Source organism: Pseudoduganella lutea (assembly GCF_004209755.1).
GTDB classification, from domain to species: domain Bacteria; phylum Pseudomonadota; class Gammaproteobacteria; order Burkholderiales; family Burkholderiaceae_D; genus Rugamonas; species Rugamonas lutea.
This window is the reverse complement of sequence record NZ_CP035913.1, coordinates 1,526,764-1,540,852: the sequence shown is the minus strand read 5'-3', so window position 1 is coordinate 1,540,852 and position 14,089 is coordinate 1,526,764. Positions and strand designations below refer to the sequence as shown.

The 14,089-nt window shown below is 65.2% G+C and carries 10 protein-coding genes; 8 read left to right on the top strand and 2 right to left on the bottom strand.

What is annotated here, in order from left to right:
* The first annotated feature begins 118 nt into the window (after positions 1–118).
* From EWM63_RS06510 to EWM63_RS06490, 5 genes are all read left to right on the top strand, one after another.
* A complete protein-coding gene (locus tag EWM63_RS06510) occupies positions 119–790 on the top strand; it encodes a CoA pyrophosphatase (RefSeq protein WP_130185799.1) in 672 nt (223 codons plus the stop codon).
* 36 nt (positions 791–826) lie between these two features.
* Complete coding sequence (locus tag EWM63_RS06505) at positions 827–1,786, top strand: CobD/CbiB family protein (protein ID WP_130185798.1); 960 nt, start codon at positions 827–829, stop codon at positions 1,784–1,786.
* Between the two features lie 247 nt (positions 1,787–2,033).
* Complete coding sequence (locus tag EWM63_RS06500) at positions 2,034–2,345, top strand: DUF3579 domain-containing protein (RefSeq protein ID WP_130185797.1); 312 nt, start codon at positions 2,034–2,036, stop codon at positions 2,343–2,345.
* 71 nt (positions 2,346–2,416) lie between these two features.
* Positions 2,417–5,152 (top strand): M16 family metallopeptidase, encoded by a 2,736-nt coding sequence (locus EWM63_RS06495; protein ID WP_130185796.1) that lies wholly within the window; start codon positions 2,417–2,419, stop codon positions 5,150–5,152.
* 151 nt (positions 5,153–5,303) lie between these two features.
* Positions 5,304–6,728, top strand: a complete 1,425-nt coding sequence (locus tag EWM63_RS06490; protein ID WP_130185795.1) for a serine hydrolase domain-containing protein — start codon at positions 5,304–5,306, stop codon at positions 6,726–6,728.
* Between the two features lies 1 nt (position 6,729).
* Here the strand turns inward: EWM63_RS06490 and EWM63_RS06485 are convergent, their stop codons facing one another.
* The gene (locus EWM63_RS06485) at positions 6,730–7,467 is read right to left on the bottom strand and encodes a GntR family transcriptional regulator (RefSeq protein WP_130185794.1); all 738 of its coding nucleotides are present in this window, start codon (positions 7,465–7,467) and stop codon (positions 6,730–6,732) included.
* Between the two features lie 402 nt (positions 7,468–7,869).
* Between EWM63_RS06485 and EWM63_RS06480 the strand changes: the two genes are divergently transcribed.
* The 3 genes from EWM63_RS06480 (at position 7,870) to EWM63_RS06470 (ending at position 12,591) form a co-directional block, all read left to right on the top strand.
* A complete protein-coding gene (locus EWM63_RS06480) occupies positions 7,870–10,671 on the top strand; it encodes a TonB-dependent receptor (protein ID WP_130185793.1) in 2,802 nt (933 codons plus the stop codon).
* Positions 10,672–10,822: 151 nt separating this feature from the next.
* Positions 10,823–11,614 (top strand): cupin-like domain-containing protein, encoded by a 792-nt coding sequence (locus EWM63_RS06475; RefSeq protein ID WP_229487764.1) that lies wholly within the window; start codon positions 10,823–10,825, stop codon positions 11,612–11,614.
* Positions 11,611–12,591 (top strand): glycoside hydrolase family 18 protein, encoded by a 981-nt coding sequence (locus tag EWM63_RS06470; protein ID WP_130185791.1) that lies wholly within the window; start codon positions 11,611–11,613, stop codon positions 12,589–12,591. The genes EWM63_RS06475 and EWM63_RS06470 overlap by 4 nt, the downstream gene beginning before the upstream one ends.
* Before the next feature lie 160 nt (positions 12,592–12,751).
* Here EWM63_RS06470 and EWM63_RS06465 read toward each other — a convergent pair whose 3' ends face one another.
* A complete protein-coding gene (locus tag EWM63_RS06465; RefSeq protein ID WP_130185790.1) occupies positions 12,752–14,056 on the bottom strand; it encodes a tetratricopeptide repeat protein in 1,305 nt (434 codons plus the stop codon).
* Positions 14,057–14,089: the final 33 nt, after the last annotated feature.

The window sequence follows — 14,089 nt, the reverse complement described above, 5'->3', positions numbered from 1 at the left end:
CATTCGCGGCGATTCGAAAAGGGGTGCCTCGGCGCCCCTTTTTTTATTGCCCTTCTGCCCATACCTGCGGGTATTGCTGCGCAGTCATGACTTCCCGCATCGCCACCTGGAGACCACCTTGGCCAAGCCTTCATTCGACCCCGCCCAACTGCCCATCGATGCCATTGCCGGCGAGCCGCCGGTGCCGCATGAGCGCCTGGTGGCGGGCTGGCTGCGCGAGCGCTTTGCCGCTCCGCCCGACTGGTTTCCGGAAACGGCCGACGAATCGCGCGCCGCGAAACCGCACCCGACGCCGGCTTCGGTGCTGGTGCCGCTGGTCGAGCGCGAAGGCGGTCTCACGGTACTGCTGACGCAACGCACCGCGCACCTGCACGACCACGCCGGCCAGGTCGCCTTTCCCGGCGGTCGCGCCGAACACGATGATGTCGATGCCATCGACACCGCATTGCGCGAAACGGAAGAGGAGATCGGCCTGCACCGCCGCCACATCGATATCCTGGGCACGCTGCCGCTGTACTACACGGGCACCGGGTATGCGGTGACGCCGGTGGTGGGCCTTGTCCGGCCGCCGTTCGACCTGAAGGCCGACCCGTTCGAGGTGGCCGAGATCTTCGAAGTGCCGCTGCGATTCCTGATGGACGGTGCCCATCACGAGGTGCGTTCGGCCGCTGTTCCGGAAGGCGCGCCCGGCGAAAAACGCACGTTCTACACGATGCCCCACGGGGGGCATTTCATCTGGGGCGCCACGGCCGGCATGCTGCGCAATCTGTTTCATTTCTTGCGCGCTTGAGCTATCGTAGCGCACATTGCACCCCAAGGGATTTAGATGACTTTTCTTTCGATTCTCTGCGCGCTGCTGCTCGAGCAAATGAAGCCGCTGCGCGCGGATAACCCGATCTACGCCAACATCAAAATGTTCGCGGTGCGCATGGAAACCTGGTTCAACGCGGGGCAGGCAAGCCACGGCCGCATGGGCTGGTTCCTGGTGATGGCGGCCCTGATGGTGCCCACCGCGCTCATCTACTGGGTACTGCTGCGCTATAACCTGATCCTGGGCGCGTTCGCGTGGAACGTGCTGATCGTCTACCTCACCCTGGGCTTTCGCCACTACAGCCATTACTTCACTTCGATCCAGCTAGCGCTGAACGCCGGCGACGAAGCCACCGCGCGCGGCCTGCTGGCCGAATGGACTAGGCAGGATACCATCGGCCTGGAATCGAACGAGATCGCCCGCATCGCCGTCGAAAAGGCATTGATCACCACGCACCGCAATGTGTTCGGTGTGTTCTTCTGGTTCCTGCTGCCGCTCGGCCCGGCCGCTGCGGTGATGTACCGCGTGTCCGAATACCTGGCGCGCGCCTGGAACGAACCGGATCACATGAAGAACGAAGCATTCGGCCAGTTCGCCGCAAAGGCGTTCTACTGGATCGACTGGATCCCGGCGCGACTCACGGCCGTGGCCTTCGCCGTGGTCGGCAATTTCGAAGATGCGATCTACGCATGGCGCAACTTCGCCCACCGCTGGCGCGACGAAGCGATCGGCATCATCCTTGCCGCCGGTGGCGGCGCGATGGGCGTGCGCCTCGGCACGCCGCAGGAAAACGCCGCCAAGGTGGTGCCGGCCGATGCCGCCACCGTCGACATCAGCGACGTCGAAGTGGAAACGCTGCCTGGCGACGAGCCCAGCGTGCGCGCCTTGCAGAGCACGGTCGGCCTGGTCTGGCGCGCGCTGCTGTTGTGGATGCTGCTGCTGCTGCTGATGTCGGGCGCCATGGCCCTGGGCTGATACGCCGGTGCTCGGCACTGCGGAAAACCGCGATCGCGCGAACCGGCTTACAATGCGGGGCGCGCTTGCGGTTCGCAAGCCGGCCGCGCGGGTGGGCGCATTGACGAGCATGCGCATGAACGATCATTATTCACTAATCCACCCCGCAGCAGTCGGGTACTGCGTGTCCAAGTCTTCTATAAGATATAATACTCAGCGCGTTATATCCCTGCCACGTATCTCTGCCACATACCCAGTTTCTTAGCCTATGGCCAGCGAGTTCTTCATTCTTGGGCTTACCACCGACGGCAAGCAGTTTCGACCCAGCGACTGGGCCGATCGCCTGTGCGGTGTGATGTCATGCTTCCGGCCCGCGGGTACCGGTGGCCGCAATGCCCACCTGCAGTACTCGCCGCTGGTGCGGCCGACCATGATCAATGGTGTGAAAGCCGTTGTCGTCGACGAGGGCCTGAAGGAGATCGAGCCGATGGCCTATCACTTCGTCAAGCAGTTCGCCCTCGATAACAAGCTGCAGGTTGTCGATGCCTGCTATGTTCCGGGCCCCGGCGACAAAGCTTAAGTCGCTGCGCCTTCCGCGCCATGCATTGACAGCGTAGGATACGGTTTTGCCAACGACCCGAGCAAAGCCACATGACCCTACGCCGTGCCTTCCCCAGCCGTGCCTCCCTTCCCGCAGCGCTGCTGTCCTGCTTCACGTTGACCTTTGTCGCCCCCGCCGTCCATGGCCAGGCCCTGCCGCCCGGCGTGGTCAAGGGGCCATCTGTCGAAGGCATCACCGAATACCGCCTGCCGAACGGCCTGAAAGTGCTGCTGTTCCCCGATGCGTCGAAGCCCACCGTCACCGTCAACGTCACCTACCTGGTCGGCTCGCGCCACGAGAACTACGGTGAAACCGGCATGGCGCACCTGCTCGAACACCTGCTGTTCAAGGGCGCGCCGAAGAACCGCAACATCCCGCAGCAGTTCGCCGAACGCGGCATGGATTTCAACGGCACCACATCGCAGGACCGCACCAACTACTACGAAGTGTTCCCGGCCAGTTCCGGCAACCTGAAATGGGCGCTGGAGATGGAAGCGGAGCGCATGACGAAGTCGTTCATTGCGAAGAAAGACCTCGACTCCGAGATGACGGTGGTGCGCAACGAGTACGAGTCGGGCGAGAACAGCCCGTTCGGCGTGCTGATGAAGCGGATGGAAAGCGTGGCCTACGACTGGCACAGCTATGGCCGCTCGACGATCGGCAACCGCAGCGACATCGAGAACGTGAAGATCGAGAACCTGCAGGGCTTCTACCGCACGTACTACCAGCCGGACAACGCCGTGCTGCTCGTGGCCGGCAAGTTCGATCCTGCGCAGACCCTGTCGTGGATCAGCAAGTCGTTCGGCGTGATTCCGAAGCCGAAGCGCAAGCTGCCGCCGTTCTGGACCGTGGAGCCGACGCAGGATGGTGAGCGCCAGTTCGCCGTGCGTCGCAAGGGCGACGTGCAACTGGTGCTGGTGGGCTACAAGGTACCGGCCGGCCTGCACCCGGATGCCGATCCGCTGCAGTTCATGAGCCAGATCCAGGGCGATACGCCGAACGGCCGCCTGCACAAGCTGCTCGTGGAAACGGGCAAGGCGGCGCAGGTGTTCAGTTTCGGTCAGACCGGCTATGCGCCGGGGCTGCAATTGTTCGGTGCCGTCGTCAAGGCCGGGCAGCCGGTCGAGCCGGTGCGCGACGCGCTGGTCGATGCCGTGGAGAGCTTTGCCAGGACGCCGCCGAGCGAGGAAGAGATGGAGCGCACGCGCCGCAACTTCGCCAACGGCATCGAGAAGGCGCTGAACGACCCGCAGCAGGTGGGCGTGGCGTTGTCCGAGCAGATCGCGCTGGGCGACTGGCGCCTGCTGTTCCAGGGCCGCGACAGCCTGCCGTCGATCACCGCGCAGCAGGTGGCCGAAGCCTCGGGGCGCTACTTCCGGCGCGACAACCGCGTCGTGGGCCTGTTCCTGCCGGAAGACGCGCCGCAGCGCGCTGTCATCGGCACCGCCCCGTCCGCGCAGGACGTGATGAAGGACTACAAGGCCAGGGAAAGCGTGCTCACGTCCGAGAACTTCGACCCGAGCCAGGACAACATCATGGCGCGCACGGAGATCCGCAAGATCGGCGGCCTCGAAGTGGCGCTGCTGCCGAAGAAGAACCGTGGCGAGACCGTGTCCGTGAACCTGCGCCTGCACTGGGGCGACGAAAAGAACCAGTTCGCCAAATCGATGGTGGCCGCCGTCACCGGCGAAATGCTCACGCGCGGCACGGGCAAGTACACGCGCGCGCAGCTGGCCGACGCGATGTCGAAGCTGAAGATGAGCGGGGGCAGTGTGTACCACTTCGACACCACCCGCGAATACCTCGATGAAGCGCTGCGCCTGATGACGCACGTGCTGAAGGAGCCGGCGTTCCCCGAGGCCGAATTCGAGCAGCTGCGCCAGCAGTGGATCGTCGGCATCGAGGCGGGCCGCAACGAGCCGCAAGCCCTGGCCAGCCAGGCGATCGCGGAATACTTCGACCACTGGCCGAAGGGCGACCCGCGCGACGTGATGACGGTCGAGGAGCAGCTGGCGGAACTGAAGGCAATGAAGCTGGACGACGTGAAGGCCTATCACCGCGACTTCTACGGCGCGTCGCACGGCGAGCTGGCGATCGTGGGCGACTTCGACAAGGAAGCGGCGGCGAAGACCGTTGCGGCCACGCTCGCCGGATGGGAAAGCAGGATGCCCTATGCGCGCATCCTCGACGCCAACGAGGAGCGCGCCGCCATGCGCAAGGCGATCGACACGCCGGACAAGGAGAACGGCTTCTATGCCGCACGGGTCAACCTCGACCTGCGCAGCGACGACCCGGATTATCCTGCGCTGGAGCTGGCCAACTTCATCTTCGGCGACGGCGGCCTGAAGTCGCGCCTGATGGACCGCATCCGCCAGAAGGACGGGCTGTCGTATGGCGGCGGTTCGGGCCTGTTCGTGGGCGACCTGGACCGCGCGTCCTACTTCACGATCAACGCGATCGCCGCGCCGCAGAACCTGAAGAAGCTGGAAGCGGCGGTGCGCGAGGAACTGGCGCTGGCGCTGAAGACCGGCTTCACGGCCGCCGAAGTGGCCGGTGCGAAGTCCGGCCTGCTGCAGCAGCGCGTGCAGAACCGCACCAAGGATGGCGTGGTGGCGAGCGCCTGGACCAACTACCTGTACCTGGACCGCACGTTCATGTGGAGCAAGCAGCATGAAGCGAAGCTGCAGGCCCTGACGGTGGAGCAGGTCAATGCCGCCTTCCGCAAGCACGTGGATCCGGCCAAGCTGGCCGTGGTGGTGGCGGGCGACGCGTCGAAGGCGAAGTAAGCGCGGGCAGGGCGCTGCCGTCGCCGCATCGGCCTGCGGCAGCACCCTCGTTTCTTCAATTCGTCCTGCCCATGCGACCGTTCGTCGCATGGCGCACCCGCTCGTAACGGCAGGCGCTACGATGTGTTTTTCTTAACGTCGAGGAAAACCCATGTTCCAGCGTTCCGCCATCGCCACCGCTGTCGTCGCCCTTTCCGCGCTGCTGCTGCAGGCGCCGTTCGCCACCGCCCAGCCGGCAGCCACGAAGGCCGTGCCGGTACAGGCTGCGCAAGACCCGCTTGTTTCCGGCATCGATGCACTGCTCGCGCCCCATTTCAAGGCCGATGCGCCGGGCATTACCGTCATCGCCACGAAGGATGGAAAAACAGTGTTCCGCAAGGCCTATGGCCTGTCCGACGTCGACGCGAAGCAGGCGCTGGCACCGGAGGCGGTGCTGCGCCTCGGTTCGATCACCAAGCAGTTCACCGCGATCGGCATCCTCATGCTGGCCGACGAGGGCAAGCTGGCGCTGACCGACGACATCACGCGCTTCCTGCCCGATTACCCGGCAGGCGGGCGGCACGTTACCATCGAACACCTGCTGACCCATACGTCGGGCATCGTCAGCTACACCAGCAAGAAGGATTTCGGTGACGTGATGGGCAAGGACGTCAGCGTCGAACAGGCCATCGATTTCTTCAAGAACGAAGCACCGGAGTTCGCCCCCGGCAGCAAGTTCAAGTACAACAACTCCGGTTACTTCCTGCTCGGTGCGATCATCGAAAAGGTGTCGGGGCTGTCATACGCCCGTTTCATGGACGAACGCATCTTCAAGCCGCTCGGCATGGCGCATACGGGATACGAAGGCACGGGTGCCGCATTGAAACCCGTACCGGGGTATAGCGTGCAAGACGGCCAGGCCACGTTGAGCCGGCCGCTCAGCATGGCCTGGCCCTATGCGGCCGGCGCGCTGGTCTCGACGGTGGACGACCTGGCGCGCTGGCAGGCTGCGCTGGTCGACGGCAAGCTGGTGCGCCCGGACACGCTGCGCCGCGCGTTCACGCCTTACACGCTGGCCGACGGCAAGGCGGGCCCGTATGGTCACGGCTGGTTCGTCGGCAAGCTGCACGGCACGCCGCTTGTTTTCCACGGCGGGAACATCAACGGTTTCGCCACCGATGCGGTATGGCTGCCCGACGAGCGCATCTACGTGGCCGTGCTGGGCAACAGGGAAGGCGGCCCCGGCGCCGCGCCGCTGCAAAAGCTGACCCGCCAGGTGGCGATGCGCATCGCCGGCAAGCCGTTGCCGGTGCCATCCGCCGTGAAACTGGACGCCGCCACGCTGGGCAGTTATGTGGGTGTCTATCCGATCGACGACAAGGCCAGCCACACCGTGCGGCAAGAGGGGGATGGCCTGTCGATCGGGGCGGCGGGCAAGCCGCGCGCGCCCCTGGTGAATTACCGGCCCGACGGCTTCCTGATCGGCGACAGCCTGACGACGGTGAACTTTTCACGCGACGCCCGGGGCGTCGTCACCGGCATGGCGATCGACAGCGAGCGGGGCGTGAGCACCCACCAGCGCACGGCCGCACCCTGACTCAGGGTGTGCTCAGCTCCGCGACGAAGTCGTACATGTCGCCGCGGAAGATCGAGCGGCAGAACTCCACCGCGCGCCCGTCGCGCAGGAAGCCGAGGCGCTCCACGGCCAGCCCCGCATCGCCCACGCGCGTGTGCAGCAATTCCGCCTGCTCGGCATTGAGCAGCAGCGCGGACAGGCGCTGCAGTGCGCGCACGGGCCGGTGTCCCGTCTCTTCCAGCGCTTCGTACATCGACACGTCCACGGCGTCGAGCGAGGGCAGGGCGGTAGCGACGATCGTCGCGTACTCGACGCACATCGGCACGTCGTCGGCAAAGCGGATGCGGTTGAACCGGTAGACCGGCGCGCCGGGCGACAGCCGCAGGCGTAACGCTTCTTCCGGCGTCACCGTGCCCTCCGAGCGCTTCAGCCACACGCTGCGGGGCGTGCGGCCGCGGGCCCGGATGTCTTCCGAGAACGATGTGAGCTTGGCGAAATTCTTTTCGATGCGGGTATTGATGAAGTTGCCCGAGCCGGGCCGGCGCACGAGCAGTCCTTCCTCGACGAGGCCGTCGATGGCCTTGCGCACCGTGATCCGGGAAATCGCCAGGTCGACCGCCAGTTGCCGTTCCGCCGGCAGGGCCTCTTCGGGGCCGAATACCCGCTTGTCGATTGCTTCCCGCAGCGCCCGCTGCAATTGCTGGTACAGGGGCAGACTGGTCTGCCCCATGCCGCGCATGATGTCCGCCAGCGAAGTCAATGTGTTCTCCCCAATGGTCCGTCTGCATCGTGTGGCCTTGCCGGCGCGGGCCGCAAGGTGGCGTGGAATGGCGGCGTCGATAATACCAAAAAAAGACCATACATAAAGCGGTCCGCACTGGTCTTGGCGGCCCGTTAGAGGAGGTTAGCGCTATCTGACGGGGTTTTGTCACCAAGTGGTATGTATTCCGAATACAACATTAGAAAAAAAGAAGGAAATTGGTAGTGTTGTGGTATTGGTTGGCGGTATATTGGCGCTCAATTGGTTTTGCAATGAATGGCAAGAGCAATAGCAACAACAACAGCCTTGCCGCGCCACCGGCGGCGTACCAGCGGCACGGCAAGGCACACGGATCAGTGAACGGACGGCCCGGTCAGACGGGCGCACATCAAGGGGGAGTACATGAAGCGCATCCAGGCAGCACAACCATCCACGCACCGCCCGGCCATCAACCGCCTGACGCCGGCGGCCGCCGCCGCCGCGATCCTGGTGCTGGGCATTTCCGCGCCGGCCATGGCGCAGCAGGCCGCGGCGCAGCAAAGCACCGGCGCGCAGGCCGAACCGGAAGTGGTGATCGTCACCGGCATCCGCGCGGCCCTGCAGCAGTCGCTGTCGGCCAAGCGCAATGCCGCCGCCAACGTCGAAGTCATCACCGCCGAAGACGTCGGCAAGATGCCGGACAAGAACGTGGCCGACTCGCTGCAGCGCCTGCCCGGCGTGAACATCAGCTCGTCCGCCGCCGGTTCCGGCGGCTTCGACGAGAACGACCGTGTCAGCCTGCGCGGTACCGCGCCTTCGCTGACGCAGACCACGATCAACGGCCACTCGGTATCGTCCGGCGACTGGTTCGTGCTCGACCAGGTCGGCGGCGCGGTGGGCCGCACCACGTCGTACTCGCTGCTGCCCTCGGAGATCGTCGGCCAGGTCATCGTGCGCAAGGCGCCGACCGCCGACATGGTCGAAGGCGGCGCCGCCGGCTCGATCGACGTGATCACCCGCCGCCCGCTGGACTTCAAGCAGCCGCTGACGCTGGAAGGTTCCGTGCAGGCCGTGTATTCCACGCTGGCCGAGAAGACGGACCCGCAATTCTCCGGCCTGGTGAACTGGAAGAACGCCACCAATACCTTCGGCGTGATGCTGCAGGGGTTCTCGGAAAAACGCAGCCTGCGCCGCGATGGCCAGGAACTGCTGCAATACACGCAGATCGCCCCCGGCAGCGCGCTGGCGCAAGCCCGGCCGGAGCTCGCCAACGTGTGGTATCCGCGCCTGATCGGCTCTTCGCTGTTCACGCAGGAGCGCCACCGCAAGGGCGGCCTGGTTGCCGCCCAGCTCAAGCCGTCGCGCGAGATCTCGCTGGAAGCCACGTACTTCACCTCGAAGCTGGAAGCGTCGAACTACAACCGCAACTACATGACGGACATGAACGGCAGCGGTGCCATCGGCGGCAACGTGATCCCGGATTCGTACACGGTGCGCAACGGCACGCTCACGTCGGTGAGCTTTGCCAACAAGGGCACCGCGGCCAACCCGCTGCGTTATGGCATCGTCGACGACATCGTGCGCGAAGGGGCGTACGCCAAGTCCGAGTTCCTCGACCTGAACAGCAAGTGGCGCGTCAACGACCAGCTCACGCTGTCGGCCCTGATCGGCAAGACGAAGGGTACCGGTGCCACGCCATCGCAGGGCGTGTACGAAGGCGACGTGAACAACTCGGGCGTCAGCTACCAGCTCAATGGCCTGGGTTCGCCGGCCACCGTGAAGTTCCCGAGCATCGACACGTCCGTCTTCACCGGCACGGTGCTGGACTGGGTGTTTGGCTACAGCCCGGCCACCACGTCCGATGAAGAGACCTACGGCCAGATCGACGCCGCGTTCCGCCTCGATAACGACACGTTCAAGGAAATCAAGTTCGGCCTGCGTGGCACCGACCACAAGCGCAGCAACTTCGCGATCTCGCAAGGCCCGAACTGGGCGAACACGGAACCGGGCACCGCCAACACGAACCCGGCCTGGAACGGCAACACGTATCCGGGCGATTTCGGCAAGGACCTGGGCGGCGATTTCCCGAAGAACGTGTGGGAACTGGATCCGGCCATCCTGCAGGAGTGGGGCAACCTGCACTCGAACCGCAGCGCCGAGCGGATCTACTATCCGGACATGTTCAACCTGACGGAGAAGACCAAGGCTGCCTACGTGTCCACGGAAATGGAAGGCGATGGCTGGAGCGGCAACCTGGGCGTGCGCGTGGTGCGCACCGAGGGCGAGTCGAACGGCTACCAGATCCTGCCGAACCAGCTGCCGGGCGGGAACCTGCCGGCATTCCCTTGGGGCGGCTTCGTGCAGCAGACGCGCATCGAGAACAACCACACGGAAATCCTGCCAAGCCTGAACCTGCGCTTCGACGTGCGCAGCGATGTCGTGGCCCGCTTCGGCGCCTCGCGCACGATGACGCGGCCGGACTTCGGCGCGCTGGGCGGCACCGTGTCGCTGACGGATGAAACCCATACCGGCAACGGCGGCAACGCGGCGCTCAAGCCCACGCTGTCGAACAACCTCGATGCGACCGTGCAGTGGTACTTCGCACCGCGGGCCCTGGCCTCCATCGGCGTGTTCTACATGGACCTGCACAACTACGTGGGCTACGGCACCAGCACGGGCACGTTCATCGACAGCCGCGCGTCGCAGCAATCGGGCCAGCCAACGTTCGCCACCTACACGATCACCTCGCCGATCAACGTGGATGCCAGCGTGAAGGGCATCGAGCTGGCGCTGCAGATGCCGCTGGGCGCGGGCTTCGGCGTGGACGGCAACGTCACGCTGTCCGACTCGAAGCAGGACTTCGGCAGCTGCCCGGCCACGCAGACGACGACGTCATCGAGCCCGTGCGACATGCTGGGCGCCTCGAAGACCACCGCCAACGTCGGCGCCTACTTCGAGAACGAACAGTTCAACGCGCGCATCGGCTACGCATGGCGCTCGTCCTACCTGGCCGCGCAGGACCGCGGCACGCCGCTGTACCAGGACGCGGTGGGGCAGCTCTCCGCCTCGCTGAACTGGAACATCACGAAGAACGTGATCCTGACCATCAGCGGCCAGAACCTGAACGAGCCGGTCCTGAAGAACTACGTGTACAACAAGGACCAGCCGGGCCGCTTCTACGCCAACGGCGCCCAGTACTACGCCGGCCTGCGGTTCAAGTACTGACCAGCTCCCTGGTAACCTGTTGTAAAAACGTCGGGGACTGTCCCTCCCGGAGGGACAGTCCCCAGGATCTTTACAACACTGCTGTGGAGATGCTGAGAGCATGATTTTTTGCAGTGAAATCAGTGGCATGCCCGACAGTGGTTGGACGGCCATGCAGACCCGACAGCAGCCCCTGGTGTTGCGCGGCTACGTGAATCAGTGGCCTGCCGTGATGGAAGCGCGACGGTCGCCGGAAGCGTTGTGCCGCTATCTGCTGCGCTTCGACCGCGGTGCGGCGGCGGCGACGGCCGACGCCGTGCTGATGCCGCCGGAGGCAAAGGGCCGGCTGTTTTATGCGCCGGACATGAAGGGCTTCAACTTCGTGCGCAGCAAGCGCACGGTGGCGGCCGTGATCGAGCAGATCGCGCGCTATTCGCAGTTCCCCGTGGCGCCGGCGGTGGCGATGCAGAGCGCATTGCTCGACGACGTATTGCCTGGCTTCGCGGACAAGAACCGCACCCCCCCGATCGATCCATTGAAAGATCCGGCCGTGATGCCGCGTCTGTGGCTCGGCAACGAGGTGGTCACGCCGGCGCATTTCGACGAGTCGCACAATCTCGCCTGCGTCGTCAGTGGCAGGCGCCGCTTCACGCTGTTCCCGCCCGACCAGGTGGCGAACCTGTACCTCGGGCCGCTGGACTTTGCGCCGACGCCCACGCCGATCAGCCTCGTGGACTTTCGCTCGCCCGACTACCGGCGCTTCCCGCGGTTCAGGGAAGCTGAAAGGCACGCGATCGTCGCCGAACTCGAGCCGGGCGACGCGCTGTACATTCCCTCGCTGTGGTGGCATCACGTCGAATCGATCGGCGTGCTGAACACCATGGTCAACTACTGGTGGACCGCGCCGGCGGCCGGTGGCCTCACGAAGGCCGACGTGCTGGCGCAGTCCTTGGAAACCCGATGAAAACCAACAAGCTCCTGGTCGCCGCACTGCTGGCGCTGTGCGGATCGGCCGCACTGGCAGCGCCGCGCGTCGTCGTCAGTGCATATAAATTCCTGCCGCTGAACCGTGCGCCGGATCATGTGATCGGTGCGCGCGACGCCACGCCCTACCTGGCCGGCAAGCCGGCGGCGCTGACGTGGGCGTTTGCCACCGGCGAATGCGGCAGCGAGACGTGGCGCGAACAGACGGGCGCCCAGGTCGCGAAGGCGAACGTGGCAGCCTTCGCGAAAGCCGGCGTCGACTACGTGGTCTCCACGGGCGGGCAGGGCGGCGTGTTCACCTGCGCGACCGACGAGGGCATGGAGCGCTTCATCGCCCGCTACGATTCCCGGCACCTGGCCGGCATCGACTTCGACATCGAGGCGGGCCAGACGAAAGAGCAGATCGCCTCGATCGTGCAGCGCGCCGCCACGGCGCAGAAGAAGCGCCCGGACCTGCGTTTCTCGTTCACCGTGGCCACGCATGCGGCGTCCGACGGCAGCAGGCGCAGCCTGAACGCGCTGGGCGAAACGATCCTCGCCGCCGTGCGCGCCGGCGGCCTGCGCGACTGGACGTTCAACCTGATGGTGATGGATTACGGCCCGCCGGCGCCGGACGCCTGCGTGCTGCGCGGCGACGCGTGCGACATGGGCAAGTCGGCCGTGCAGGCGGTGCGCAACGTGCATGAAAAATACGGCATCCCGCTCGCGCAGATCGAGGTGACGCCGATGATCGGCGTGAACGACATGCCGCTGAACGATTTCACGCTGGACGACGCGCGCATGCTGGGCGCGGCGGTGAAGCAGATGGGCCTGGCCGGGCTGCACTGGTGGTCGCTGGACCGGGACCAGCCGTGCAAGGTGGCGGTGCAGGGGGCCAGCGACCGGTGCAGCGGCATGACGGGCGCCGCGGGCGCGTTCGATGCGGCGTTTCGCGAAGGGTTGGGGGATAAGCGCTAGGGCAAACCGAAACCGGTGTCAAAACGAACCGGTGTCTGACACCTTTTTCGGATGAGGCGCCCGAAAAAGGTGTCAGACACCAGCGCATTGAAGCCAACAATAAAAAAAGCGGGAAGGCCATCGGCCATTCCCGCTTTTTTTTGCGCCGAAGTGGCGCTGATTACTGGGCAGCCTGCGCCTGGGCGTTGCCGCCGGCAGGGCGGTTCACCCACATGATCCAGTAGCGTGCCAGGTCGCCGCGACCATCGGTGCCGGTCACGGTCTGCAGCGTCTTGATCGCGTCGTCCTTGCGGCCGGCCAGCGCGTACGAGTAACCCAGGCGCAGCTTGGCGTCTTCCGCGTTCTGCAGGCCGCCCTTGGCGATGCCTTCCTGGATCAGGGCGATGCCCTTGTCGTGCTGGCCCAGGGTCACGTACGCGTAGCCGAGGTTGATCAGGCCGGTGCCGTTCTTGGACTTGCGGGCCGAGGCTTCGCCGGTGCCGATATTCTTCTGGTCGTCCGCGGCCTGCTTGTCGGCCTGCGCGCGCAGCTTCTTGTGCTCGCCCGCCTTGTTGCCGGTGCCCAGCACGCCGTTCGAGAAGCCGGCGTCCAGCGCCTGCTTCGCCTCGATCGGCTGGCCCGCCAGCAGCGCCAGTTCGGCCAGCGCCGTGTACTCTTCGGCGGCCATCTTCGACACGGCCACTTTTTCAAGCCGCAGCACGTCCAGCGCGAAGCGGTTCGAGTAGCTGGCCTTGCCCTGGGTGCGGCTCAGCAGGTCGAGCCAGTAGTCGTCGTTCGGGTAGTAGCGCACCAGGTTTTCCAGCGCGACGAGATAGGTCGCCTGGTCCTTGGTCTTCGCGCCGGAGTTGGCCAGCAGTTGCAGCTCTTCCAGCTTCGGCGCGGTGCCGGCTTTCTGGTGCACGTCCAGGTCCTTCAGCAGTTCGGTCTTCGCGGTGGCGAAGTCGTTGTTGAAGTAATGGGCGCGGATGATGTACGGGCGTACCTTGGTGTCGCCGGTTTCGGTCTGGTAGCGGTTGAACCAGGTGATCGCCTTCGGGTAATCCTTGTTGTTGTAGTACTGCGTGGCCAGCGCCTGCACGAAGTCGCGCTGCTCGGTCGGTTGCAGCTTGCCGGAGTTGATCACGGCTTCCAGCGCGGTGGTCAGCGTCGCCGTGTCGTTGGTGGCCGAGGCCACCGAGATACGCATGCGGTTCAGCACGAAATCCTCGTACACGGTCCGGTTCGGCAGCGCATCGGCCTGCGCCAGGCGGCTCTTCACTTCGGCATAATTCTTGGCATCCATCAGCGGCTTGATCTGGGCCGGATCGACCAGCTTGAAGATCTCAGGGCGCACGGTGTCCTTCGGTGCCTCGGCCTGGGCTGCGGGCTTGTCTTGGGCGAATGCCGCGGCGGGCAGCGCGAAAGCGGCGTTCAGGCCGATGGCAGCCAGCAGCAGGCTGATGCGGGCGAGACGGAACTGGGGCATGATGAAAAAATCCTTCAATCAAGGGACAAACAC